The organism is Bernardetia sp. ABR2-2B (genome assembly GCF_037126435.1).
GTDB lineage: Bacteria > Bacteroidota > Bacteroidia > Cytophagales > Bernardetiaceae > Bernardetia.
Genome location: NZ_CP147020.1, coordinates 2,265,940 through 2,291,538, shown reverse-complemented (window position 1 = coordinate 2,291,538; position 25,599 = coordinate 2,265,940). Strand labels below are relative to the sequence as shown.

The 25,599-nt window shown below is 32.6% G+C and carries 20 protein-coding genes; 14 read left to right on the top strand and 6 right to left on the bottom strand.

What is annotated here, in order from left to right; translation table 11 throughout:
- Positions 1-382: 382 nt before the first annotated feature.
- Positions 383-2,413, bottom strand: coding sequence for a DUF885 domain-containing protein (locus WAF17_RS09595; RefSeq protein WP_338769318.1), 2,031 nt, complete (start codon positions 2,411-2,413; stop codon positions 383-385).
- Between WAF17_RS09595 and WAF17_RS09590 the strand changes: the two genes are divergently transcribed.
- Together WAF17_RS09590 and WAF17_RS09585 are read left to right on the top strand one after the other, a co-directional pair.
- On the top strand, positions 2,387-3,193 hold the full coding sequence (locus WAF17_RS09590; protein WP_338769315.1) for an HAD-IA family hydrolase: 807 nt from the start codon (positions 2,387-2,389) through the stop codon (positions 3,191-3,193). The genes WAF17_RS09595 and WAF17_RS09590 overlap by 27 nt on opposite strands.
- Positions 3,194-3,327: 134 nt before the next feature.
- A complete protein-coding gene (locus tag WAF17_RS09585) occupies positions 3,328-4,449 on the top strand; it encodes a glycosyltransferase family 2 protein (protein WP_338769312.1) in 1,122 nt (373 codons plus the stop codon).
- A 55-nt stretch (positions 4,450-4,504) separates the two neighbouring features.
- On the opposite strand, the gene WAF17_RS09580 is transcribed toward WAF17_RS09585, so the two are convergent.
- The 3 genes from WAF17_RS09580 to WAF17_RS09570 form a co-directional block, all read right to left on the bottom strand.
- Positions 4,505-5,026: a hypothetical protein gene (locus tag WAF17_RS09580; RefSeq protein ID WP_338769311.1), complete on the bottom strand. Its 522-nt coding sequence runs from the start codon at positions 5,024-5,026 to the stop codon at positions 4,505-4,507.
- A gap of 73 nt (positions 5,027-5,099) precedes the next feature.
- On the bottom strand, positions 5,100-5,657 hold the full coding sequence (locus WAF17_RS09575; RefSeq protein ID WP_338769309.1) for a hypothetical protein: 558 nt from the start codon (positions 5,655-5,657) through the stop codon (positions 5,100-5,102).
- Between the two features lie 8 nt (positions 5,658-5,665).
- Positions 5,666-7,462 (bottom strand): T9SS type A sorting domain-containing protein, encoded by a 1,797-nt coding sequence (locus tag WAF17_RS09570; protein WP_338769306.1) that lies wholly within the window; start codon positions 7,460-7,462, stop codon positions 5,666-5,668.
- Positions 7,463-7,810: 348 nt separating this feature from the next.
- Between WAF17_RS09570 and WAF17_RS09565 the strand changes: the two genes are divergently transcribed.
- The 6 genes from WAF17_RS09565 (at position 7,811) to WAF17_RS09540 (ending at position 15,304) form a co-directional block, all read left to right on the top strand.
- Positions 7,811-8,989, top strand: coding sequence for a type I restriction enzyme HsdR N-terminal domain-containing protein (locus WAF17_RS09565; protein ID WP_338769303.1), 1,179 nt, complete (start codon positions 7,811-7,813; stop codon positions 8,987-8,989).
- 111 nt (positions 8,990-9,100) lie between these two features.
- A complete protein-coding gene (locus tag WAF17_RS09560; protein ID WP_338769301.1) occupies positions 9,101-9,988 on the top strand; it encodes an alpha/beta hydrolase in 888 nt (295 codons plus the stop codon).
- Between the two features lie 23 nt (positions 9,989-10,011).
- The gene (locus WAF17_RS09555; protein ID WP_338769299.1) at positions 10,012-10,719 is read left to right on the top strand and encodes a response regulator transcription factor; all 708 of its coding nucleotides are present in this window, start codon (positions 10,012-10,014) and stop codon (positions 10,717-10,719) included.
- 89 nt (positions 10,720-10,808) lie between these two features.
- Positions 10,809-12,752, top strand: coding sequence for a T9SS type A sorting domain-containing protein (locus WAF17_RS09550; protein WP_338769296.1), 1,944 nt, complete (start codon positions 10,809-10,811; stop codon positions 12,750-12,752).
- Positions 12,753-12,881: 129 nt separating this feature from the next.
- Positions 12,882-14,873, top strand: a complete 1,992-nt coding sequence (locus WAF17_RS09545) for a T9SS type A sorting domain-containing protein (protein WP_338769294.1) — start codon at positions 12,882-12,884, stop codon at positions 14,871-14,873.
- Positions 14,874-14,881: 8 nt separating this feature from the next.
- Positions 14,882-15,304 carry a VOC family protein gene (locus WAF17_RS09540; protein ID WP_338769291.1) on the top strand — a complete coding sequence of 141 codons (423 nt, stop codon included), beginning with the start codon at positions 14,882-14,884 and terminating at the stop codon, positions 15,302-15,304.
- A 70-nt stretch (positions 15,305-15,374) separates the two neighbouring features.
- Here the strand turns inward: WAF17_RS09540 and WAF17_RS09535 are convergent, their stop codons facing one another.
- Positions 15,375-15,716: a 2Fe-2S iron-sulfur cluster-binding protein gene (locus WAF17_RS09535; RefSeq protein ID WP_338769288.1), complete on the bottom strand. Its 342-nt coding sequence runs from the start codon at positions 15,714-15,716 to the stop codon at positions 15,375-15,377.
- A 350-nt stretch (positions 15,717-16,066) separates the two neighbouring features.
- Between WAF17_RS09535 and WAF17_RS09530 the strand changes: the two genes are divergently transcribed.
- The 4 genes from WAF17_RS09530 (at position 16,067) to WAF17_RS09515 (ending at position 22,851) form a co-directional block, all read left to right on the top strand.
- Positions 16,067-17,386: a hypothetical protein gene (locus tag WAF17_RS09530; protein ID WP_338769285.1), complete on the top strand. Its 1,320-nt coding sequence runs from the start codon at positions 16,067-16,069 to the stop codon at positions 17,384-17,386.
- 148 nt (positions 17,387-17,534) lie between these two features.
- The gene (locus tag WAF17_RS09525; protein WP_338769283.1) at positions 17,535-17,726 is read left to right on the top strand and encodes a Lacal_2735 family protein; all 192 of its coding nucleotides are present in this window, start codon (positions 17,535-17,537) and stop codon (positions 17,724-17,726) included.
- 133 nt (positions 17,727-17,859) lie between these two features.
- On the top strand, positions 17,860-19,113 hold the full coding sequence (locus WAF17_RS09520) for a nucleotide sugar dehydrogenase (RefSeq protein WP_338769281.1): 1,254 nt from the start codon (positions 17,860-17,862) through the stop codon (positions 19,111-19,113).
- A gap of 564 nt (positions 19,114-19,677) precedes the next feature.
- Positions 19,678-22,851, top strand: coding sequence for a T9SS type A sorting domain-containing protein (locus WAF17_RS09515; RefSeq protein ID WP_338769279.1), 3,174 nt, complete (start codon positions 19,678-19,680; stop codon positions 22,849-22,851).
- 140 nt (positions 22,852-22,991) lie between these two features.
- Here WAF17_RS09515 and WAF17_RS09510 read toward each other — a convergent pair whose 3' ends face one another.
- Entirely contained in the window at positions 22,992-23,873 is an 882-nt protein-coding gene (locus tag WAF17_RS09510) for a DUF4349 domain-containing protein (RefSeq protein WP_338769276.1), read from the bottom strand.
- A 314-nt stretch (positions 23,874-24,187) separates the two neighbouring features.
- Here WAF17_RS09510 and WAF17_RS09505 point away from each other — a divergent pair, with 314 nt between their 5' ends.
- Together WAF17_RS09505 and WAF17_RS09500 are read left to right on the top strand one after the other, a co-directional pair.
- Entirely contained in the window at positions 24,188-24,958 is a 771-nt protein-coding gene (locus WAF17_RS09505; RefSeq protein WP_338769273.1) for a class I SAM-dependent methyltransferase, read from the top strand.
- Between the two features lie 89 nt (positions 24,959-25,047).
- Positions 25,048-25,590, top strand: coding sequence for a hypothetical protein (locus WAF17_RS09500; RefSeq protein ID WP_338769271.1), 543 nt, complete (start codon positions 25,048-25,050; stop codon positions 25,588-25,590).
- Positions 25,591-25,599 lie beyond the last annotated feature (9 nt).

Genomic DNA, 25,599 nt, shown 5'->3' with positions numbered 1-25,599 from the left:
AAAAAACAAATCTGAATATTTCTTATACCATATAATTTTAATTAGAATTAAAAATAGGATTAAAAATAAAGTAGATTTTCTAAAAACTAAAAAATTCCGATTGAATAATTTGTATAGCTTATTTTAGAAGTATCTACGAAGATGGCATGTTACACTATTTAAAAACGTTATACTATTACCCTTTCAAACAAATTTGAAGGTCTCAAGAGTAATACTATTTTCTCACATTTTTATTACCTAAAACAGTAACGTTTTCACTATTTTTTTATGTGAGAATAGTTTTGAATTATTTCTTAAAAAACACCATTTGTATTTTTTAATTCTGTAACTTAATACAATATAGAAATTAAATTTTGATAAAGCAAATTTTAGCAGAATTATTTTAAATATTTTCGCTTTTTTTGTTTTCCTCTTCCTGTTTCATTTCTGCCTCTCTGATAGCTTTCTTTTTTTCAGTAACGAAATGCTCAACTTGCTTTTTAAGGACAGGAAGAGGAATATGTCCATTTTTTAGTAATAATTCGTGAAACTCCTTGAGATTGAAATGTTCTTCTAAAGCGTCTTCTGTATATTCTCTTAGATTTTTGAAATATATCTTACCTATTTTATAAATAGTTGCTTGAGCAGGACGAACAACAATTTTGTCTACCTCATCTCTCATGTCTTCTCTTGGCAGACCTGTGTTTTTTACCAAGAAATCTATAGACTCTTCTCTTGTCCATTGTTTGAGATGAATTCCTGTATCGACTACCAAAAGAGAAGTAATAAAAAGTTCGTTCTGAATCTTTCCAATCTTGACGTACAAATCATCATAATAATCAATAGAAGTTCTATTTTCCTTTGTCAATAAGTCGGCAAAATAACCTTCCCAACCTTCATAATAGACATCAAATTGTAATACTCTTCTAAAGGTAGGAATATCTGTAAGTTGTCGTTCGTACCACGATTGGATATAACGCCCACCAGCCTTTTCATAAATCCAAACTGGAATTTTATTTTGAGGAATAGTTTCAGCATTTTTTAGATTGATATAAAGAGCAGGACGTGTTTTGTCGTGTCCTCCATGAAACTCTAATAAAGGCGCACTATTTTCTAAAGGCAAAGGCACACGCACTAATTTTAGAGGTTCTTTTGGTTGATGCAAGAAAAAATTATCGAATGCTTCAAAGGCAGAGTCAGAGTAATGTTGATAGGTAACCAAATAATCTTTATAATTATCATCAATAGTAAAATCATTGGGCAAACGATTATTTATTTTAGATAAATTTCTTGAAATAGAATCTTTGTTGGGAAATTTTAATGAATCAAAAATACTTGTCAGTTCTTCTCTCAAATCACTGATTTCTCCCAAACCTCTGTAATGATACTCTTCAGCCGATTCTTCTTGAGAAATATGCGCATGAACCATCAACATCGTATTATAATACATAATCGCTGTTGCGCTATCATAACCTAGTTTCCAAACACCAGCATCATCATTCGAAACCTGAATTTCCTCTTTCAAATACTTTAAAAGCTTTCTATAAGCAGGAAAAACATCATCTTCAATAATCTCTTTGGCTTCTACCTTTAGCTCATGTTTAGGTCCTCTTACGGCATCTTCCTTTGAGTTAGTATTATGATTAGGATGATTCAGAATTCCCTCTGCAAAATCTACCTTACGAGCAAAATCTTTGTATAACAAATTATACTCTACATCTCTTGAAATAAAATCTTCAATCTCTTCGATGACTCGCTCTATTATAAAACGGGGAGGAATTACATTTTGATTTTTTCTGGATTCTAAGAGCTGAATAAGTTGGTCAAATTTATCATCAAACTTTGATAAGCGTTCCAAATAATCTTCTGCATCGCCCAGCGTTTCTATTTGATGTACTTCCATCATAAAACGAGGCAACTCTACCTGTATTCCTGTGATATGATTTACAGGGTATTCGTATTGACGGAAAGCATTTCTATAAATTTCTAGTTCTAAATACCAATCTAATATTTCGGTAGAGAGTAGTTCTTCTTCAGTTTGTTGAGAGCGTTTGTAGGTTCGGAGCATCTCAAAATTCCTAACAATACTTTCTTCATAACGCCTATCACGTTCTTCATCAGAAATATCTGTAAGAAGGCTATTATAATAAGTAATTCCATAATTTTCTAAAAGATGCAAACGACTCATCAGTTCGGGGTCATCTTGCCCATATTCTATAAACATGCGTTCATAAAAAAGCTCAATGCTAAAAGGCTTAAACCAAATTAGATTGCATACCCAAATACCAAAGATAATAAATGAAAAAACGAACAGACGTAAAATAACTTTTCTTACTTTTAGTTGTTCTAGGTAAGAAATAGTTTTATGACTTATATGAATCCATAACCTTCTCCACGCAAATTTAGTATGAACAACCTCACCTCTACTCGCCATATTGAGCGTAGTGTTTCTGCTAGGAATATTATGTTGAATATCTTCTTCGACCTCGACCATACATTATGGGATTTTGAGCAAAATTCTAAACAAACCTTGAATAGTTTGTATCAAAAGTATGAATTATCTGATAGAATTATTAATAATGAAACAATAAGTTTTGATGATTTGTTGAAAGCCTTCCAAACTACAACCAAATTTCTTTGGAAACAACACCACGAAGGTTTGGTAGATAAAGTAAAGATACGACAACGCCGTTTTGGGCTTATTTTCGAAGAGCTACACAAAATGAAAAATAAGCAGGAACAATTTAATAAAACTACTTATCAAAATGCTACTCACAATCTTTTAGAAGAATTGGAAAATGAGTATCAATATAACTGCCCTCGTCAGCCTAATCTTTTGCCTTTTGCCTTAGAAATGCTTACTTATTTAGATACTAAAGGCTATCAACTTCATATTCTTACTAATGGTTTTGAAGAAAGTCAAAAACTAAAACTAGAGCATTCAGGTATTTTACATTTTTTTAAAAATATCATTACATCTGACTGTACAGGCTTTACCAAACCAAATCCTATTATTTTCAATCATGCACTTGCTATCTCTAACGCTACACCTCAAAATTCTATTATGATTGGAGATAGTTTTGATGCTGATATTTTGGGCGCACGTTCTTTAGGAATGAAAACTATCTTTTATAATCCACACAAAAAAACACCTCAACATTCTGTGGCAAGTCATGATATTGCTTGTTGGAAGGAAATTGAAGGGATTTTGTAGAGAATTACGAATCACGAATTACGAATTACGAATTACGAATTTATTTTTTTATAAAATTCTTGAAAACGCCGAATAAAAGAAAGAAGCTGCTAAAGCAAACCAACGAGTAAAATAAATGGCTCATTCCTATTATTATGAGAAAAATAAGTATTCTAATTGCTGTCCGAAATGAAGAGCAACTAATTTTATCTTGTTTGGATAACTTAAAAAAGTCTATAAACGAGTTCTATAAAATAGAAGAAAACAATCATAATTTTAATTTAGAAACCTTAATTGGAGATGATAACGATACAAATACAGAGGACAAAAGCGCAGAAATCATAAAAGAATTTATTGAGAGAAATAAAGGACTAGATTTTAATTATTTCAAAATTGACAGAACTAAAAAAGAATTAATTAAAAATAATTTGAAAGGCAAAATAAATGTTGTTCATCAATTAATTAATCATTCAGCAGGCAAAACAATTATTTTATTAGATGCTGATATTCTTGTAAATCCAAATTGGCTTAAAGAATTACTAACAAAGTATTATCAAAATGAGAATATAAAAATGATAATGGGAACGACAATTCCAAATCCAAATCAAGACTCATTTTTTACTAAATTTCAAACAATAGACTGGCTTTTTGGACAGGGGATTTTAGCCATTTTTTCTTGGTTAGGTTTTCCACAAACAGCAATGGGAAATAATCTCATTTTTGATAGAAAAATCTATGAAGAACTAGGAGGGTACGAAAGCATTGAGTTTTCTGTAACCGAAGATGTAGCACTTTTTAAAACCTTTCAAAAGTATATAAAAGAACAGAGTTGTCTGACACTTCAAAGTGTCAGACAAAATAAGCAAAACAAAAATCAATTCTTCCTTCATCTTTTCAATTCTCAATCATTAGCTTTTACAGAAGCAGAACCAACTCTAAAATATTGGATTTTGCAGCATCATCGTTGGTTTTGTGGTGCTTGGCAGTTTTCTAATTTTCTCAAAAAGGGAATTTTACTAATCTATTTATTCAGAATAATCTTTTTTATAGGAGTTATTTTGAGTGGAAATATTTACTTGATTTTTTCTACTCTACTTCTTTTAGGAATTAATTTTTTATTAATTATTTCATTTTTCGTACGATTGAAACTTAAAGTTTCCTTTTCTACTATTCTACAAGCTTTGCTTTTTTGCTTAATGGAATCCTTTTTATACTTTTTAGTAGGAGTTTATTTTTTGAAAACTAAGAATGTCAAATGGAAAGGAAGGGAATTTTAGAAGCTAAAAATCCCCCTTCCAAACTAAAAAGTATAGAAGAAGGACAGAGAAAAGGCTAATCCTCTTGCACTCTAGTATAAAAAACACCCTCCGTAAAACGAAGCGTATCAGGGGCATTCTCCTCACAGCTACGGTCTTTTACCAAAGTAACCTCAAAAGTACCTTCTAAAATTCCACTCTCTGCATCGTATTTGGTTACATTCACATAACCAGCTACTTCTACAGAGTCATCTACTTGATAAGCTCCACAGATAACATCTCCTCCTGCTCCTAAAGTGTAGTAACTAGCATTATATCGAATATTTCTTATTGTATTATACCCCTCTTTTTTTGCTACCTTAGAAATATTCAGTACCTCTCTCATTATATTTCTTCTATCATAAGAAGCTATTTCAAAGTAAATATGATTTTCTGATGTAAAATCAGTTCTAGCGTAAATAAAAGGCTTCCAGACTTCTCCACTTTTCAATACTTGCACCTCCCCCCAATAGTTTCTATTGAGTTGTACTTCCTCTTTACTGCAACCACTTGTTAATATACTTAGGGTTGCAAGTAGAATTATTATTTGCTTTTTCATCGATTCAAAATTTAAAAGAATAAAAAAATCCTCCTTCCAAACTAAAAAGTATAGAAGAAGGACAGAGAAAAGGCTAATCCTCTTGCACTCTAGTATAAAAAACACCTTCTGTAAAACGAAGCGTATCAGGGGCATTCTCCTCACAGCTACGGTCTTTTACTAAAGTAACCTCAAAAGTACCTTCTAAAATTCCACTCTCTGCATCGTATTTGGTTACATTCACATAACCAGCTACCTCTACAGAGTCATCTACTTGATAAGAAGAACAAATGACATCGCCATCTGCTATTAAACTATAATAACTAGAATAATTTATAATATTGTTCTCATCCTGTATGTCTGTCCCAACCTTATCTGAGATTATGGAGTTGAAACCTATCCTTTTCGATATTTGGGATAAAGTTAAAACTTCTTTTGATATACCCTGTTTGCTATAATATCCCATTTCTACATAAATAACTTCAGAATTTTTTACGTCCGTTGTTGCATATATAAAAGGCTTCCAAGTTTCTCCATTTTTCAATACTTGCACCTCTCCCCAATAGTTTCTATTGAGTCGTACTTCCTCTTTACTACAGCTACTCATCAAAATACATAGGGTAGTAAGCAGGAATGTTATTTGCTTTTTCATAAGTAGTTTTATTTAACGTGAATAGTAACAGAATGTACACCATTGAGTTGGGAACGAATACTGACGTAGTACAACCCAGTAGGCAACCCACTAATATCAAATTCTCCTTGTTTTGAAAAGTCAGAGGTATCAAAAATTTTGATAGTCTTACCAAATGTATTTACAATCAGAATCTGCGTTTGAGTATCTGCTTTTGGCAACTCTACATATAGTTTTGCATTTCCTTCTATTGGGTTTGGGATAACTTTGGCTGTAATATTGTTTTCAACTCTCAATCCATTTCCTGTATTTTCACTACACGAGAGAGAGTTGGGTGCTGAATAACTTGTTGTTTGAATATATCTGATTTGACTAGCACCATTTACATCTGTAACTGTCATGCGAATTGTAGTATTCGTACCGTTTTGAGTAGGAGCTTGAAACAAAAAGAACTCTCCTGCTGCTCTATAGTTATAGTTTACTCCATTAGTGGAAGTATGCCATTGAATAGTAAAAGGAGGTTTCCCACACCTAATATCAGCTTCATACCAGTTGTCTTGCCAAGGGCAAGGAGTTTGAGAGCCTATTAAAGAAACATAATAATTGCCAGCAACATTAGGAATGTGATTTGCTACTATTTTGCCAGTGGTTCTGAAATGTTTTGCTGTGTTGCTTCTGTGATTATCTCCCGTTGCATGACCATTATAATTTATATTCGGATTGCTAAAGTGTAAAAGTCTTCTTTGCCTTTGGTTATAAGTCAAATCTCCTGACATAATCGTAAAACATTCGGCTGTGGGCCACCATCCGGGTCTGAAAATGTAGGCGTGTTCTATCGTCCCTACATTATCGATATCGTATTGGTGTCTTGCTCCTAATATATGTCCTACTTCATGGGCAAAGGTCTGTTGAGAAGCTACAGTAGCTTCTACAATAGCATACCCATTTTCAAATTGTGTATTAACTTCTCCACCTGCTGCAATTCCTAGTATCAAACCATATATTCCATCTGTCAGAAGAACGACAACATCAGCTTGATATTGGGTACGTAAAGACTGTGCAGTAGAACTCTTACTAAGAGATTCCACATCTTTATAAATGTTGTTAGTTTCAGTAAAACTAAAAGGTAACAAACCAGCGAGTTCTATATCTACATCGTCTTTTCCGACACCAGAGTTAGTTAGAGCTGTTTTTAACTGTTGTATGCCTATGGTAGTAGCTGCATTTATATCTGCTGTTGCATCTGCTGCTGGAGTGTAAAGCACTAATACACGTACTTTTGTGAGTTCTAGACACTGTATGCGCTCTGCTGTGTTTTGGTCTATGACTTCGTCTAATGTTGGCTTTTTTGTAGGAGATATGACATTTTTATCTAAATTACCACAAACTCCTTTGTGTTCAGAGTCTATTTTATAGAGCATTTGATAGCCATTTTCTATTTCTACAAATTCGTAGGAGTTGCCATCTACATCTATTGTCCCAAAGGTTTTGCCGTTCTTTTTTACAAACAAAATACTTCCACCAGAACAGTTCTGTTGTTTCTCATTAAAGAGAGTTCCGTACCAATGGTAATTATTACTATCTTCATACTCTCCACTTTGATATGTAAAATATAATTTACAAGGATAATTAGGTAGTACAAATTCAAGTTTGTTTTCTTCAATGACTTTCTCAACATCATTAAATCGAACCAACAAAGGTTCTTGATAGAGCTTTTGATTTTTTATACGATTTAGTTTTTCTTGTCCTTTTTTAGAAAACTTAATTGATTCATTGGATATTACTTCAATAAAATTAGCTTGAGCATAGATATAGTTACTTTGCAATAAATAGCAAAATAATAAAATTAAAAATAGGAATGTCTTTTTGTACATGACTGAAAAATAGATTTAGATAAATATTTAATATGAATATAAATAGTTTTTCGTAAAGGATTTAGGTGCGACAAATGTAGATGGAGTAAATTTATAAAACAAATTATTTCTTTTACTTTTATAAAATATTTTTTTTGATATTTGATTAATACAATTTTATCAAATTAAATAATTATCCTTTTGTCAAAAATAATAGCAAAAGATAGTGTTTTGATAAAGTGAGTTAGGATTTTTAGTAAAAAAAACGCATTTTTAAAGCTAATTTCATTCTATCTAATTAAATATAACTTACTCCATAAATTGGCTACTAACTCTACTTCAAAAAGAAATAATAGAAAAACGGTAAAATCATTAGACCCTTACAAAATGTCCGAAATCTTGAAAAAAGGAATTTTGGAAGGACTCATTCGTTTTGATGGCACAGGAAAAGACCGTTATGTTTTCTATCCTTTTCAAGCCATGCGTTTGAGGTGGGAGCCTGAAGAGGAGGTAAGGGCGTGGGCATATATAAAGCTCGTCTTAGAAAAAAAATATGACCCAAATAAAATAGCTTTTGAGCGAAAAGTAAAAATGGGCTCTAGTTATCGATTTGTTGATATTGTTATTTTTTCGGATAATCAGCATCAAAATGACGACATTATTATAGAGTGTAAACGTGCTGATGTAGGTAAAAGAGCATTTTTAGAAGCTGTTGAGCAAGGAAAGTCGTATGATAATCAACTTTATGGAAAGTATGTTTGGGTTACTTCTCAAAAACGAAATACTTACTACAAAACCAAACCAGAAAAAAATGGTAGAAAATACATAGAAATTGACGATTTACCTTCTTTTTCTACCTCTTCGAAGTTTACAGGAGCTTTTACCGAAACCTTTTGGACAATAAAACACTCATTAAAAGCCTTTTATAAAAACTATATTATTCCTCAAACCAAAAAACCTTGGGTTTCTGATTTTCTACTTTTTACCTTTGTCTTTGTTTTTATTGGCTTTATGATTAGTTGGTTTAATGCAAAAGTTTTGACGGCTCAAATTGATAATCATACTCGTTGGCTAGTAAAAGAGCGTATTCATTATGGACATTTGTATTGGGTAGTTCCTATTCTGACTACACTTTTAATGATGTGGGGCTTCAAACGCAAACTATTCCCCAAACTTACCGAAAAAAGAACAGCACGAAATCGTAAGAAAAAAGGAAAAAACTTGCCTTTTGTTTTTAATAATAAAGTCATCTTCGCAACACTTATTGTAGTAATTCCATCTTTGGTTTTGAGTGAATTTTTATTCGGAACAGACGAAATGTGTCGTACCTGTTGTTCAGAGTATTGGTATTGTTGGTGGAGTAGAAAGCATTATTATAAAGTAGAAGAATCGTGGCGAATGATGAATTATTTTGTTCCTTTTGTAATCGGAATTCCTGTTCAATCACTAATGATGGTAATTCTCAATTGGGTTTTTGAGGCTTTTTCTAGAGTAAGATAAGATTTTACAATCCTTTAACGACGGTTCAAATCTCGTTGACGGTAAAGTAGAGACTGGATATATTTTTGATTCTTACATTATAACTCTAAAACAAACTAAAATTCTAAAATAATGAAACAATCATATTTATTATACCTTCTATTCTTCGTATTTTTCTTTTCTCTTTCTTCTTGTGAAGATTCTAGTTCTGAAACAACGACTGATAATACTGTTTTTGAGCAAGAAAAAGAACTTCAAAATGTTGCTTATGGAGATGACACACAACAAAAATACGATATTTATCTGCCAAAAAATCGTAGTGCTGCCAAAACAAAAGCGATTGTATTGGTACACGGAGGAGCTTGGGTAGAGGGAGATAAAAAAGATATGAAAGCAACCTATGATTATTTAAAGATTTTTGCAACAGAATATGCTGTGGTAAATATCAATTATAGATTGGCTAATTTTACTAGACAACCATTTCCGATGCAAACAGACGATATAAGAATGGTTTTGGAAGACTTAAAAAATAAGAGTCAAGAATATGGAATAATGAATCAATATGCTTTGGTGGGGGTAAGTGCAGGAGCGCATATTTCAATGCTTTATAGCTATAAATATGATACGGAAAATAATGTTAAAGCAGTTGTAGATGTAGTAGGTCCTACTGATTTTTTACATACTTCTTATACTAGCAGCCAAAACCCAGAAGTACAACAAGCTGCTATCGGCATACAGCTTTTATTCGGAAAATTTTTCCAAGGCAATTCCAATTATTATGAAAATATCAGCCCGAAATATGCAGTAAATAACCAATCTCCTCCAACAATTATGTTTTATGCTGGTGAAGATACACTTGTGCCTTTTGGGCAAGGAGAAGTCTTGAGAGAAACTTTAGAAAGTTTTGGAGTTGCTAATAATTATCATTTTTATCCTAATGTCGGACACGAACTTGATGATGCAAGTATTGCAGACGTACTAACCAAATCAACCACTTTTATTAAAGCTCACTTGAAGTAAAAGAGTTATTAAAACCTTGAAAAATGTCCAGTAAAAAAATACTTTTTGTAGAAGATGACCCCACACTTGGCTTTGTAGTAAAAGACCACTTAACATTAGAGGGTTACATTATTGAATGGATAAAAGACGGACAAACAGCTTTTGAAACTTTTGAGAAAGAAGAAAATAATTTCGACTTATGTATTTTTGATGTAATGCTTCCCAAATTAGATGGCTTTGAGTTAGCTCAAAAAGTACGAGCCAAAAACAAACAAATTCCAATTCTTTTTCTGACTGCCAAATCATTACAAGAAGACCGTTTACATGCGCTACGTATTGGTGCTGATGATTACTTGACAAAACCTTTCAGTATAGAAGAACTAGTTTTAAAAATAGAAGTCTTTTTGAGACGTTCGGTTATTTCTCAAACTGATAATTCGAAAAATTCTTCCATAAAAATAGGAAATTATATTTTTGATATAAAAAACATGTCTTTGCTTTCCCCCTCTCAAAAAAAACATTCACTTACTTCAAGAGAAGCCGAACTGCTAGAGCTTTTTTGTAAAAATAAAGAGCAAGTTTTGAGAAGGGAGTTTATCTTGACAGAACTCTGGGGAGATGACGACTACTTTTTAGGGCGAAGCTTAGATGTTTTTATTTCAAGGCTAAGAAAATACTTAAAAGAGGATAGCAACGTTAAAATAGAAAATATTCCTCGTGTTGGTTTTAAAATAACTGCTAAAGCAGTTTGAGTTTGTAGATTGTTTTATTTTTTTGACAAAATACATCAAAACTCATAATTTATGATTATTTTTAGCCAAAATATAAACTAATTTGCTTTATGAAAAAGAAAAACTACTTATTTTACATTCCAATAATAACTCTCTTATTAACGTTGATAAGTGCTAGTACATATGCACAATCTGATGATTGTGGAGGAGCTGTTTCTTTAGCTCCATCAGCGTCTTGTATTAATACTCCTTATTCTATTCCTAGAACATTTAGTACAGATGCAGTAGTAGATGCAACTTGCGCAACAGGTGCTTTGAATAGAGAAGATGGTTGGTTTTCTTTTGTTGCTAATAATACTACGGCTACAATTACAGCAACTACAAATAGAGATGTAGTATTAGCAGTATATCAAGGTGGCTGTGGTGGACTTGTTCAAATAGGTTGTGTAGATGATTTTTTTGGAACAGAATCTTTAACTGTGCCAACTGTACCACTTACAACATATTTAATACGAGTAATACGCTTTAATAGTGGAGGAAATAATGGCATGAGTGGTGATATTTGTGTAGTCAGTACCCCTCTTCCCCCAGCCAATGACGAATGTACGGGAGCTTTTGATTTGCCAGTAGGTCAGTTTGAATGTACTTTTAGTGAAATTACAAATGCAGGTGGAACATATAGTAATACTTTTGGTGGAGACCCTACTTGTGCTAATGGTACGGGCGCAGAGGATGTGTGGTATAGATTTGTAGCTCCAGCAGGTGGACAAGCAGTTATTGATACAGAAGCAGGTTCGATTACCAATAGTGGTATGGAACTTTATCATGCACCAGATGGTACTTGTGGTTCACTTGTATCAGTTGATTGTGATAACAATGGAGGAGATGGAAATATGTCAAGAATACTAGAGTATAGTCTCATAGGAGGAGACACCTATTATTTGCGTGTATGGGAGAATAACGGAGGAGAGGGAACAATGGATATTTGTATTCAGAATCAATACTCAGATTGTGATGTGAGTTTGCCTCTGTGTAGTAGCTCATCATTTAATACAAATAGCTTTGGTCCTGGAGCAACAGATACTAGCGTTGGGAACTGCTTTACTGGGACTGATGATACAGAAAGGCAGTCTGTATGGGTAAATTTTGAGATACAAACATCAGGTGTCTTAGAGTTTATTATCTCTCCACAAGACGATTCAGATGATTATGATTTCATTCTGTATAGAGATGAGGGTTCTTTTTGTAATGACATAAATGCAAATGGAACAGTAAGATCTTGTAATTATTCAGATGATGTGAGTCCAGGTGATACAGGTGCTAGTGGTGGAACATCAGATTCACAAACTGCTGGGGGAACAAATATCAATGCAGATGTACCTGTGGTGGCAGGAGAACGTTATTTTTTATTAATAAATAATTTTGAAAACTCTAGTTCAGGGTTTGATCTTGACTTTACAGGAACAGCAGGGCTAGATTGTGTTGTTCTTCCTCTAGAGCTGACAGAGTTTAGAGGAGAAAAAGTAAAAGACCAAAACTTATTACATTGGGCAACAGCTAGAGAGTTCAATACTTCTCATTTTGAAATAGAAAGAAGTAATGATGCAATGGATTTTATCAAGATTGGAGACTTGAAGTCTGGAAACAATAACCTTGAAAATCAAATCTATCAATATTGGGACAAAGAACCACAAAATGGAATCAATTATTATAGGTTAAAGCAAGTAGATTTGGACGGAACATTTACTTATACCAAAACAATTGCGATTGATAATCAAGGAATAATTACAGCTTTTGAACTTCAAAAAATGTATCCAAATCCAGCTCAAAATGCTATTAGTTTTATATTTGCCGTTCCGACTTCTAATTCTGAAATTCAAGTAGAAATTTTTGATAGTAATGGAAAGTCTGTTTCAAACAATATAAATACATATCCAAAAGGAATTCAAAATTTTAATCAAAATCTTTCCTCTTTTTCAAAAGGATTGTATATTCTCAGAATTTCTAATCTAAAAACAGGCAAAGTTCTGACAGAAAAATTTATTAAAAAATAATTCTTAAAAAGTAGTGTGATTTGGTAAATATATTGTATTATATCAATAATTGATGCAATACTTGCAATTTTTTGTACGTTCTTTGAATACGGTATGCTTTAACTTAAAAGTAAGACTAAAATAAAAAATATGGAAAACAAACATTATCTACTTTATACTTTAGCAATTACTTTCTTGTTTTGCTTTTTTACTATAAATACAAATGCCCAGTCTGATGATTGTTCAGGTGCTATTTCGATCACTCCTACTACAACTTGTGTGGGATTTGGATATTCTTTACCAGGAAGTTTTTCAAGAGATAATACAGTTGCTAACACTTCTTGTGTTACGAATGGTAATATTAGAGAGGATGCTTGGTTTTCTTTCGTAGCCAATTCTACGAATATGACAGTAGCTGCTAATTCTAATACTAATCGTGATGCAGCATTGGCTATTTATGAAGGAGGTTGTGGAGGAACTCAAGTAGCAGGGGCTTGTGCAGATGCATTCGGTAATGGAGGAACTGAAGTAGTAACATTTACTGCAGTAATAGGTGTAACTTACCATATTAGAGTGATTCGATTTAATACTGGTGGAGGAAATATGAATGGCAATATGTGTGTATTTGGAACTCCCCCACCCCTAGCCAATGATGAATGCACAGGAGCTTTTGATTTGCCAGTAGGACAGTTTGATTGTACTTTTGAAGAAATCACTAATTCGGGAGGAACGTACAGCAATACCTTTGGAGGAGACCCCTCATGTGCGAATGGTACAGGAACAGAGGATGTTTGGTATAAGTTTGTAGCACCTGCTGGAGGACAAGCAGTCATTGATACAGAAGCAGGAACAATCACGAATAGTGGAATGGAATTATATCGCTCAACTGATGGAACGTGTAATACACTTACTTCTGTCGCTTGTGATAATGATAGCGGAGATGGGAATATGTCAAGAATATTAGATTATGGTCTTGTAGGAGGAGATACATACTATCTGAGAGTTTGGAGCAATGGAGGAGGAGAAGGAACAATGGATATTTGTGTACAGAATCAATATTCAGACTGTGATGTGAGTTTCCCTTTATGTAGTAGCTCTTCTTTTAATACAAATAGTTTTGGTCCTGGTGCTATTGATAGTAATATTGGAAACTGTTTTACAGGAGGAGTAGATGAAACAGAGTTACAGTCTATTTGGCTAAATTTTGAAATTCAGACTTCTGGAACACTAGGTTTTGTAATAGATTCTCAAAATCCAGGTGGAGATGATTATGATTTTAATCTCTTTAGAGCTAATACATGTGCTGATGTCGTTGGTGCAAATAGTGTTTCTTGTAATGCAAGCTCTACCACAGGCGCAGGAGGTACAACAGGATTAGACACAGGATTAGCAGGAGGTTTTGGAGATAATGACCCTGATCCTGATTCTGAAAATCCAGGTGGAGGAAATCCATTTAATGATGGTTTGAATGTAATTGCTGGAGAAAGGTATTATATTGTCATAAATAACTTTAGTAGTACAGGTATTGGTTTTGATATTAGCTTCTCAGGTACAGCAGGGCTAGATTGTGTTGTTTTACCTTTAGAGTTTACAGAGTTTAGAGGAGAAAAAGTAAAAGAACAAAACTTATTACATTGGGCAACAGCTAGAGAGTTCAATACTTCTCATTTTGAAATAGAAAGAAGTAATGATGCAATGGATTTTATCAAGATTGGAGAGCTGAAGGCTGGAAACAATAACCTTGAAAATCAAATTTATCAATATTGGGATAAAGAACCACAAAATGGAACTAATTATTATAGGTTAAAGCAAGTAGATTTGGACGGAACATTTACTTATACCAAAACAATTGCGATTGATAATCAAGGAATAATTACAGCTTTTGAACTTCAAAAAATGTATCCAAATCCAGCTCAAAATGCTATTAGTTTTATCTTTGCCGTTCCGACTTCTAATTCTGAAATTCAAGTAGAAATTTTTGATAGTAATGGAAAGTCTGTTTCAAAAAACATAAATACATATCCAAAAGGAATTCAAAATTTTAATCAAAATCTTTCCTCTTTTTCAAAAGGATTGTATATTCTCAGAATTTCTAATCTAAAAACAGGCAAAGTTCTGACAGAAAAATTTATTAAAAAATAAAAATAACTATGCAGCCTTTTCATTTAGCTATTCCTGTCATTGATTTAGAAAAATGTCGTGAGTTTTATAGAGATGTTTTAGAGTGTTCGGAAGGACGAAGTGATTCTCATTGGGTCGATTTTGATTTTTTTGGACATCAACTTGTTATTCATCAAAAACCAAGAAATGACTTTCCAAAAGAGAAATTAGCATCTAATCCTGTGGATGGACATGATGTTCCTGTTCCTCATTTTGGAGTTGTTTTGGAATGGGAAAAATGGGAAGAGTTAGCTCAAAAACTGAAAAATCAGAATATAAAATTTATCATTGAACCTTATTTGCGTTTTGAAGGAAAAGTGGGCGAACAGGCAACGATGTTTTTCTTAGACCCAGAAAATAATGCTTTAGAATTTAAAGCCTTCAAAAATATAGACCAGCTTTTTGCAAAATAAAACGAGTTGGTTTATACAAAACTGAAAAACCATATTCACTAAAAGAATATGGTTTTTTTGATTTAACTAACTAACAATCAGAGTATTCTATATGAGGAAGCTTGTTTTCATCTGCTGCACAGATTACTAATTTTGTATCTTTATCTACTTTTTGTTTGAAGCTACACTGACATGCCAAACGTTCGCCTTCTTTTAGTTTTTCTAGTTCAAAAAAGTTTTTTTCTACGCTCCCTTTTGGTGTAAGATATTCGCCTCCTTCTTTAAGAATAACTTTACAGGTTGTACATTTTCCTTTTCCTCCACAAGAGTGTAACCAGTCTATTTGCTCATCTAAAATGTTCTGTAACAGACTTTTTTTTGTGTCTGCCGAAAATTCTAAGGCGTTCATGTTCAGAATTGTAATTTTTGGCATTGTTGGCAATATTTTGGAAATTAAGAAACGTAATTAAAGAATAGAACAAAAAATAAATACTTTAATGTCTTTTTGAAAAATAATAGCTACTATACATAGCTTGATTATTTAGATTATTAAAGTCAATCAAATAGAGTTCAAATTGTTTTTGTATTTTTAGATAAAATTTTAGAATACTCCTTCTTAATAGACTGGAAGAAAAAAAACTCAAAAAAATACAGTAAAGTAAATTATTGATTATCATTTTTACGAACTTGTAATCTGAATCAAAAAGTTGGTAGCTTGTAAAGCACAAAAATAGAAGCTAATCCAATAAAAAAAAATATCCAAACCCAATTACTAATAAAATTATGGCAAGTAAATTAAATAACAACGCTGTTCTTGCTTACGCCGAATCATTCGCTAAAGCCGTCTGTTCGGATTTCTTTGCAAAACACGAGCGTATCACAGGCTCTCAACTCACAGATTTTTGTGGTATCAAACAGATAAATTTATTTATTATCAAAATTCTTTTCGAAAAATGGCAAGCTGACAATGCTAAAATTAAAAGTCCATTTTTTGATTATGAGCATCCAGAAATAAAAGCTCTTTTAGAGAAACTTATGAATATGCTCTCTAGAAATATTTCTATTGACCAAGTTACCTTTGAAAAATTAGTTACTCAATCTGTCGCTGATACTATACAACTTCTCTTAGCTCCTTATGTTTTCTATGAGCAAGAAGTTCAAAAATTAGCTCAAAATGGAGGTGCAATTCGTGTTAATGAAGAATTTAAACCTGCTTTGAAGTATGTAAAGACACACAAAATTCTCTTTGAGCAAATTATAAAAGGATTAGAAGAAAAAAGTAATGCTGGAATGATTTCAGCTACAAAGGCAATTGATACAATTGGAAATGTTGTAGATAACAATGTAGAATATGATGATCCAAAGACTGTTTTACGTCAGCTTGGAGATATTGTACCTCTCAAAATTCAAGAATTTGTAACTTTTACTGACAAAACACAGCAGACGGAGAAAGTAGAAGAAAAAAATCTTGAGCCTACAATCGAAACTGCTCCTAAAAAAGAAGAAGTAAAAAGCTTTTTTGATACTTCTTTTGAAGAAGAGAATGTAAATAACTTTGCTCCTTCTGAAATAACGCATATAGAAAAGAAAGAGGAAGTAAAAAAAGAAGAAGAAAAGCCAGAGGAACAGCCAGTAGAAAAAAAGGAAGCTCCTTTGTTCAAATCTTATAAGCGTGAAGAAGTAGCTGAGGAAAAAACTAGTTATTCTTCGCCTAATTTTATGAATGAGGAAGACAAAAGTAATAGTCCAATAGCAACTACAAAAACAATTGCTAAACAAGCTGAAGCAGTAAAAGCTCCTACTTTTGCAGATAAATATACAACTGGCGCAGATACTGATGCACCTACTTTTGCAGAGCGTTTTAAACCTTCTGGAAAAACAATTAAGGAACTCATAACACTAAATCAAAAATTTCTTTTTACTAAAAAATTGTTTGGTAATAATCAAGATGAATTAGAGGATGCACTCACAGGAATAGACCGTTGTGCCACACACAAAGAGGCAATTATGTTTTTGAAAAATAACTATATCATGAAATATGATTGGAACTTTCAGAATGATGAAGTAAAAGAGTTTTGGGAGCTTATAGAACTTCGTTTCTAATTCTTGATTTTGTGGAAAACAAAAGTCATCAGCAAAATTTACTTGCTGATGACTTTTTTTATGGCTGATATATAGCAAAACAAATCAGAATACAACTTGTTAGCCATTTATTCATTAACAATTTAATTAATCACTAATCAACAAAATTATGTTCGGACTGTTCAAGAAAAAAGACCCAATACAAGCAAAAATTGATAAATTGACAGAAAAATATAAAAAAATGACAGAAGAAGCTTTCAAACTCTCTCGTACAGATAGAAAAGCCAGTGATCTCAAAACTGCTGAGGCAGAGGAAGTATTAAAGCAAATAGATGAGCTAAAGGGTTCTCAAAACAGATAGTAGAGAATTTTTTGACTGACTTAAAAATAAAGTTAGTTAGTTTTTTTATGTAACTAAAAATTAGGTACTTTGTAAACTGATAATAAAAAAATAGTTTTAACTCTCCTTTTGATTTAACAAAGTCTTTATTTTTATGACATATAAATTAGCAATTATTGGTTTGGGGTATGTAGGTTTACCATTAGCTGTTGAGTTTGGTAAAAAGTATTCTACTATTGGTTTTGATATTAATGAAAATCGTATTGAAGAGTTAAAGCAAGGATATGACCGAACGCTTGAAGTAGATACAGAAGGATTGAAAAAATCAAAAAAACTATCTTTTACTACAAGTCTTGAAAAACTGGCAGAAGCAACTATTTATATTGTTACTGTTCCTACACCTGTTGATTTATATAAAAAACCCGATTTAACACCTATCCTTTCAGCCTCAAAAACGGTAGGAAAGGTTCTTAAAAAAGGAGATATTGTAGTTTATGAATCAACAGTTTATCCAGGATGTACGGAGGAGGATTGTGTTCCTATTTTAGAAAAGCAAAGTGGATTAAAATTTAATCAAGATTTCTTTTGTGGATATTCCCCAGAGCGTATCAATCCAGGAGATAAAGAACATACAATTGCTAAAATAAAAAAGGTAGTCAGTGGAAGTACACCTAAAATAGCAGAAGAATTAAATGCTCTTTATGGTTCAATTATAACAGCAGGAACTCATCTTGCCTCTTCTATCAAAGTAGCTGAAGCCTCAAAAGTAATTGAAAATGCACAAAGAGATTTGAATATTGCTTTCGTCAATGAACTCGCTCTTATTTTTGATAAAATGAATATCGACACGCTTGAAGTATTGGAAGCAGCAGGAACAAAATGGAATTTTTTACCTTTCAAGCCAGGGCTTGTTGGTGGACACTGTATAGGCGTAGATCCTTATTACTTGACTTATAAAGCTGAAAGTTTGGGTTATCATCCAGAAGTAATTTTGGCAGGAAGAAGAATCAATGATACTATGGGTGTTTTTGTAGCTGCAAAAGTGGTAAAGCTAATGATTCAGCGAAGTAGTAGTGTAAAAGGCGCACGAATTTTAGTTTTGGGAATTACTTTTAAAGAAAACTGCCCTGATATTCGTAATTCAAGAGTAATTGATGTAATTAGAGAGTTTCAAGATTTTGGTGCAAATGTAGAAGTTTATGACCCTTGGGCAGATGCTGCTGAAGTAAAACATGAATATAATCTTGATTTGATAAAAGAACCTACTCAAAAGTATGATGCTGTTGTTTTAGCAGTTTCACACAAAGAATTTGAATCCTTAGATTTTGATAATATCAAACATGAAAAAACAGTTATTTATGATATAAAAGGAAAATTTGATAAGTCTAAAGTAACGGCGAGGCTTTAAAGTTGAAAATGAGTAAAACATACAATGATGGAGGTAATAAGCTTCAAAATAAAAGTTGGTCTAGGAAAAGTACCATAATCAAATTTACTAGTATATATATTAGTGATGCTTTAACTTAAATGAAAGTAAATGTATTATTTAAAAAGTTGAGCATGAATACTCAATTTTTTAGAAAATAAAGACACAATAATTTTCCACAAAATACATATAATAATAATCAACTTACGAACTTGCTTTTTAGTCAAAAATGAAGTACCTTAGAAAAAGGTTTTATGAAATTTTTGAAACTATGATTTCCTGTAGAAAAAAAAATAGAAAAGTTATATTTTATTTTTAAATATTAGATAATAATATGTTTAATATAATGAACTTAGCTTTACTATTTCTGTATAGGATAGTGCTATTTTCATCAAAAAAACTCAAAATCAGACTAGACTTTTCCTCCTAAATTTAAAAGGAGTTAATAAGTGCAAGAAGGCTATACTAAATTATTATTTTCATAAGTTATAAAATTTTTCAAAACCGTTTTTTTATTTCGTTCATTTCACTTTAAAATGCTTTTTTATGAATTATTTTTCTAATTATTTATCTTTTAAAAGGTATTGGCTTCTTACCCTCCTTTTACTTGTAACTATATCAACAAGTTTTGCTCAAACTTTCACAGCTGATATAACAAGCACGAGTTGTTCTAGCGATATAGGAGCAATTACTTTAACTTTAAATGATTTTAGTGGCGCACAAACATACTCGTGGAATACAGTACCAGCAACGACAGAAATATCTACAAGTCAAAATGTTACTGGTTTAGCGGTAGGAGAGTATGAAGTTACCATTACAGATGGTGGAACTGATTATACAGCTACATATATTGTACCTGCTACATTAACTTGGACAGGAATAACAGGTCTTACTGTAGATGGAAGCAATCAATTAGTAAAGTCAGGAAGTACAGCATGGAATACCAAAGCTTTTTCTGATGAGGCTATGACAGATGATGGCGGAGTTATCTTTACAGCAACTACTAATGATAAAAGATACATGATTGGTCTTTCATCTACTCAAGGCTCAGTAGGTTTTGCTAGTATAGAATATGCTATTTACGTAGATGGAAGTAATGTTAGAATATATGAGTCTGGTGCAAACATAGGTTCATTTGGGACTTTTCAAATTGGAGATATTTTCCAAGTAGAGCGTGTTGGAACTACAATTGTATATTCTAAAAATGGCACTTCACTTAGAACAGTTACCACTGGTGTACCTACTAGCGACTTGATAGCTGATGTATCAGCTTATAGTGCTTCTGTTACTCTCCCTCAAATAGAACTACTTAGCTGTCCAGTTGTAGCTCCTCTTACTCCAACTTTTTCTGCTGATATAACAAGCACAAGTTGTTCTAGCGATATAGGAGCAATTACTTTAACTTTAAATGATTTTAGTGGAGCACAAACATACTCGTGGAATACAGTACCAGCAACGACAGAAATATCTACGAATCAAAATGTTACTGGTTTAGCGGTAGGAGAGTATGAAGTTACCATTACAGATGGTGGAACTGATTATACAGCTACATATATTGTACCTGCTACATTAACTTGGACAGGAATAACAGGTCTTACTGTAGATGGAAGCAATCAATTAGTAAAATCAGGAAGTACAGGATGGAATACCAAAGCATTTTCTGATGAGGCTATGACAGATGATGGCGGAGTTATCTTTACAGCAACTACTAATGATAAAAGATACATGATTGGTCTTTCATCTACTCAAGGCTCAGTAGGTTTTGCTAGTATAGAATATGCTATTTACGTAGATGGAAGTAATGTTAGAATATTTGAGTCTGGTGCAAACATAGGTTCATTTGGGACTTTTCAAATTGGAGATATTTTCCAAGTAGAGCGTGTTGGAACTACAATTGTATATTCTAAAAATGGCACTTCACTTAGAACAGTTACTACTGGTGTACCTACTACTGGCTTGATAGCTGATGTATCAGCTTATAGTGCTTCTGTTACTCTCCCTCAAATAGAACTACTTAGCTGTCCAGTTGTAGCTCCATCTCCTTTGACTTATTTTGCTGAAGTAACAGGAGCGAGTTGTACAGGAACTTCTACAGGAGAGATAGAGTTAATAGTAGCAGGAGGTACTGGCAGTGCAACTTATTCATGGTCTCCAGGTGGAGCTACTACATCAACTATTACTGGACTTGCACCAGGAGAATATACCGTTACGATTACAGATGGAGGTACTGATTATACAGCCACTTATGAAGTAGGGTATGATTTAACGTGGAATGCTTCAGAATTAACTCAGTTTACAGTAGATGCAAATCAACAACTTGTTAAGTCAGCAACTACAGGTTGGACAAGTAAGGCATTCTCAGAGGAAAAAATTGGAGGTGATGGAGGTATTGCATTTACTGCATCAGACTCTGAAAACTATAATTATATGGTTGGTCTTTCTTATAATAAAGGAGTAGTAGGTTTTAGACAAATTCGTTTTGCTATTTATCTTACTAATGCTGGAACTATTGCTGTTTATGAGAATGGAATTCCGTATGGTGTTGGTGGTGAATTTGGTACTTATGAGGTAGGAGATGATTTTCAAATAGAGCGTACAGGAACAACACTTGTATATTCTAAAAATGGAGTCGCATTTAGAACAGTTCCTGGAGTTACAACAGGAGATTTAACGGTTGATGTTTCAGCACTTACAAGTTCTGCTGTTGTTCCACAAATACAATTTACGTCTTGTCCTATAACTTTAGAAGTTAGTTCTATTACTTCCAATACTTGCCCTACTGATGGAGCAGGAGCTGCAACAACAACCTTATTTGGAGAGACAGGCATTACTAGTTATTTGTGGTCAGGAGGAGGAGAAACTACGCCTAATGTTTCAAATAAGAATACAGGCATTTATTCTGTTACTGCTTCTGGATCATATGGTTCTCGTACCAAACATGTTGCTATTGGTTACTCTATCAATATTGACAATGCAGTAGATATAGGTCTATCAAATAATGTTTTCACTAAAACAAGTTCTACTAAAAGTTGGACAAGTGGAGCTACTTCAACACAATCAATTACAAGTAGTAATGATGGATGGGTTAGTAATACTATTGTTGATAACAAAACGTTTTATATGGTAGGTTTAGCAACTCCTAATACAGAAGTATCTTATACATCTATTGATTATGCGTGGTATTTTGTAGCCAACTCACTTGCGATTCCAAGTTTTAACCGCCAACGTGGTACACCTGTCGCTTACCAAGCAGGAGATGTATTTACAGTAGCAAGAGAGGGTAGTCAGATGAAGTTTTATAAAAATGGAGTTGTGGTTCAAGAGTATACTGTTGATGCTAGTGAAACTTTAGTGGCCGATGTTGCTATTTATTCACCATCAGGAAATACAGGGCAAGTACAAACATCATTTTGTACTCCTCTTGTTACTAGAGTAGCATCTAAAGTAGCTAGTCAAATAGATTTGAATGAAAAGTTAAAAGCTTATCCAAACCCAAGTAATGGAAAAGTAACGGTAGCTTGGACAAACCAAGAAGCTAAAGGAGCAGTTACTCTTCGTCTGATGGATGTATTGGGTAGAGTTATTGAAGTACAAGAACAAAATAAAGAAGGTGCAAATTTAGAGACGACCTTTGATTTACAAAATCAAAAAGCTGGTGTCTATTTCATAGAAGTTATTTCTAACAAACAAAGTAAAGTTCTTAGAATTGTTAGAAACTAATTATTCACAGCATATTTTATAGATAAATATAAAAAAGTCTTCATTTTATAAATGAAGACTTTTTTTATGGCTAAAATTATTTTTGAGTTTGATTTATTGCTAAAGTGAACTCAGAACTATACGTGTTGATTTTTAGTAATTTATTTCTTTCTAGCTTTTCTCCATCTCACAATTCCAAAAATAACTCCTGCCAATACAATCCAAAATACCCACAGACGCATCACTCCAACCACAAACATCAAGAAATCGTCCCAACCTTCGCCCATATTTTCGAAGAGACGACTAAAGAATGAACGTTCTGGTGGTTTAGAGTAATTTTCTAATTTTTGAGTAAGTGTTAGGTTGATTGTACTTAGTGAAACTTGGTCTTTTAGGTAGCGCAAACGTCCTTCTCTAGCTTCTATTTCTTCACGAATGACACGCAACTTATCTTCAATTTCCAATATTTCAGAAATCGTTTTGGCATCTTTCAAAATTTCTACATAACGATTTTCTACTTCTCTTTTTGACTTCAAACGTGCTTGAATATCTACAAACTCTTCACTTACATCTTGTGAGTTTTGCGACTGACTTTCCACAAAACCAATCGTCACTAGTTCCTTCATCAAGTTCTCAAAATTACTAGATGCTACACGAATTGTTATAGTTTGCTGCTTTGAAGAGCTATAATCGTTATAATTGGCAGCTGAAGTAAATCCTTTGTTTGCTTTTACTTTCTGCAAAACTTCTTCTTTAGCTTTTTCTAATTCTTGTACTTGAAGTTGCATATTTCCTGTTTTGATGACATACAAGCCTTGTACAATCGGTTCAGTAGAAGTTCCTCCTTCTGTTCCGTCTTGATAACTTACTAAAGTATTTATTGGTGGTGGTATATTTGTCAGTGGTACATCTATTAATTCTTCATCTGAATACCCAGCAGTAGCAGATTCTGTTTTATAAGAAGAGTCTGACTGACCACAAGCTGTTAAAAATGGAATAAATAGTATCCAAAAGTAAAGCGAAAATTTCAAAGTAGTTTTCATAATTAAATAGAGTTAGTTTTTTGATTGTGATTGATGATTTTTCTCATTTTATACTAAGTAGATGCAATAGTTCATCAGATTGCATAAATAATTTTCAAAATTTCTACTAATTTTTATCAAAATGTAATCAAAAAAATCTATAAAATGTGAATTTGAGGGTTTTAAAGTCTAATTTATAGCGTTTTTACAAGAAAAATTAAGACCTTTGTAATACGTAGCAAACAGCTTCCAAGCTGTTTGAAAATAATAACCATACAAAAAAATATGACAGCTTGGAATTGTAAATCAGCGAAGCTAACCTGTCGACTACATATATGTTCAAAACTACCGAAATAACAGCTTATACCATTCCTAGTGATAATGTAATTCATCAGCGTCTGCTTTTTGCTTATTACCAAACTGTAAAGCACATAAGTGGAAGCGTTTTGGAAACAGGTTGTGGAGTGGGAAAAGGTGCAGAGCTTTTCAAACCTCACTGTACGCATTATACAGCTCTTGACAAAAATCAAGAACTTATCAATCACTTGCAAAAGCAACATCCAGAATTTACTTTTCTGAATCAAAATATTCCTCCGTTTGCAAATCAAGCAGATGAGAGTTTTGATACTGTTGTTACGCAGCAAGTTATTGAGCATATCGAAGATGATAATTTTTACCTCAAAGAAATTCAACGAGTGTTGAAAAAGGGTGGAAAAATGATACTCACTACACCAAATATCAAACTTTCGCTTACTCGCAATCCGTGGCACGTAAGAGAATACACAGCGCAAGAATTAGAAACACTTTTAAAGAAATATTTCTCAAAAGTAGAGCTAAAAGGAATTACAGGAAATGAAAAAATTTGGGAATATTACAACCAAAATAAAGAATCGGTAGCTAAATACAAAAAACTAGATATTTTTAATTTAGAACAAAACTTGCCTAGACAAATTCTGCAAATTCCGTATGATATTTTGAATAGAATGAATCGTAAAAAATTGCAAGAACAAGATAATTCATTAGTTGGTTCGGTTACAATGGACGATTATTTTATCTCTGATGATGCCGATAAATGCTTTGATTTCTTTGCTGTAGTGGAGAAGTAAGTTTTTTGTGAGCCTATTCTGATTTTGTGATTGGAATAGGTTTTTTCTTTAATATTTCAATTTTCTAAAATCTATAATTTTCTTTGAATATGGGACTTGATCTACATTATTGGACAGATAATGATGATTTGCGGGAAACAGAAGAACAGCATGAACTTCATTATTTAACTAGAACATTCGCTGATTTTATGTTTAGAAAAAATGTAATAATGAATGAGGAAGAAGCCGAATTAGACCAAATTGGAAAGATTACAGAGGTTGATATTTCCATTATTTATCAAATGTTAGAATACCCACAAGAGATACAGATAGAACATGAGTTAGAACTTGTTCAAGATGAAGAAGCAGAACAAAAAATACTAGATGATGCTGAAAAATCAAAAGCTGAGATAGAAAATAATCTAGACAAAGTTCTAGTTACAATAAATTCTCTACTAGAAAAACTTTCAAAAATTGAAGACTTGAATAAACTTTTACTGCCACCAGATTATGATACTCTTAATTCAGAATATTATTTTTCTGATTTTAATGTTGATAAAGGAAACTTTGGACAAGATTTAAGAAATTTTAAACGTTTTTTAGAGTTTGCAAAAGAATATGGAGCGAAGACAGTATGGTTTATGTTTTGTTGATTTCTCGCA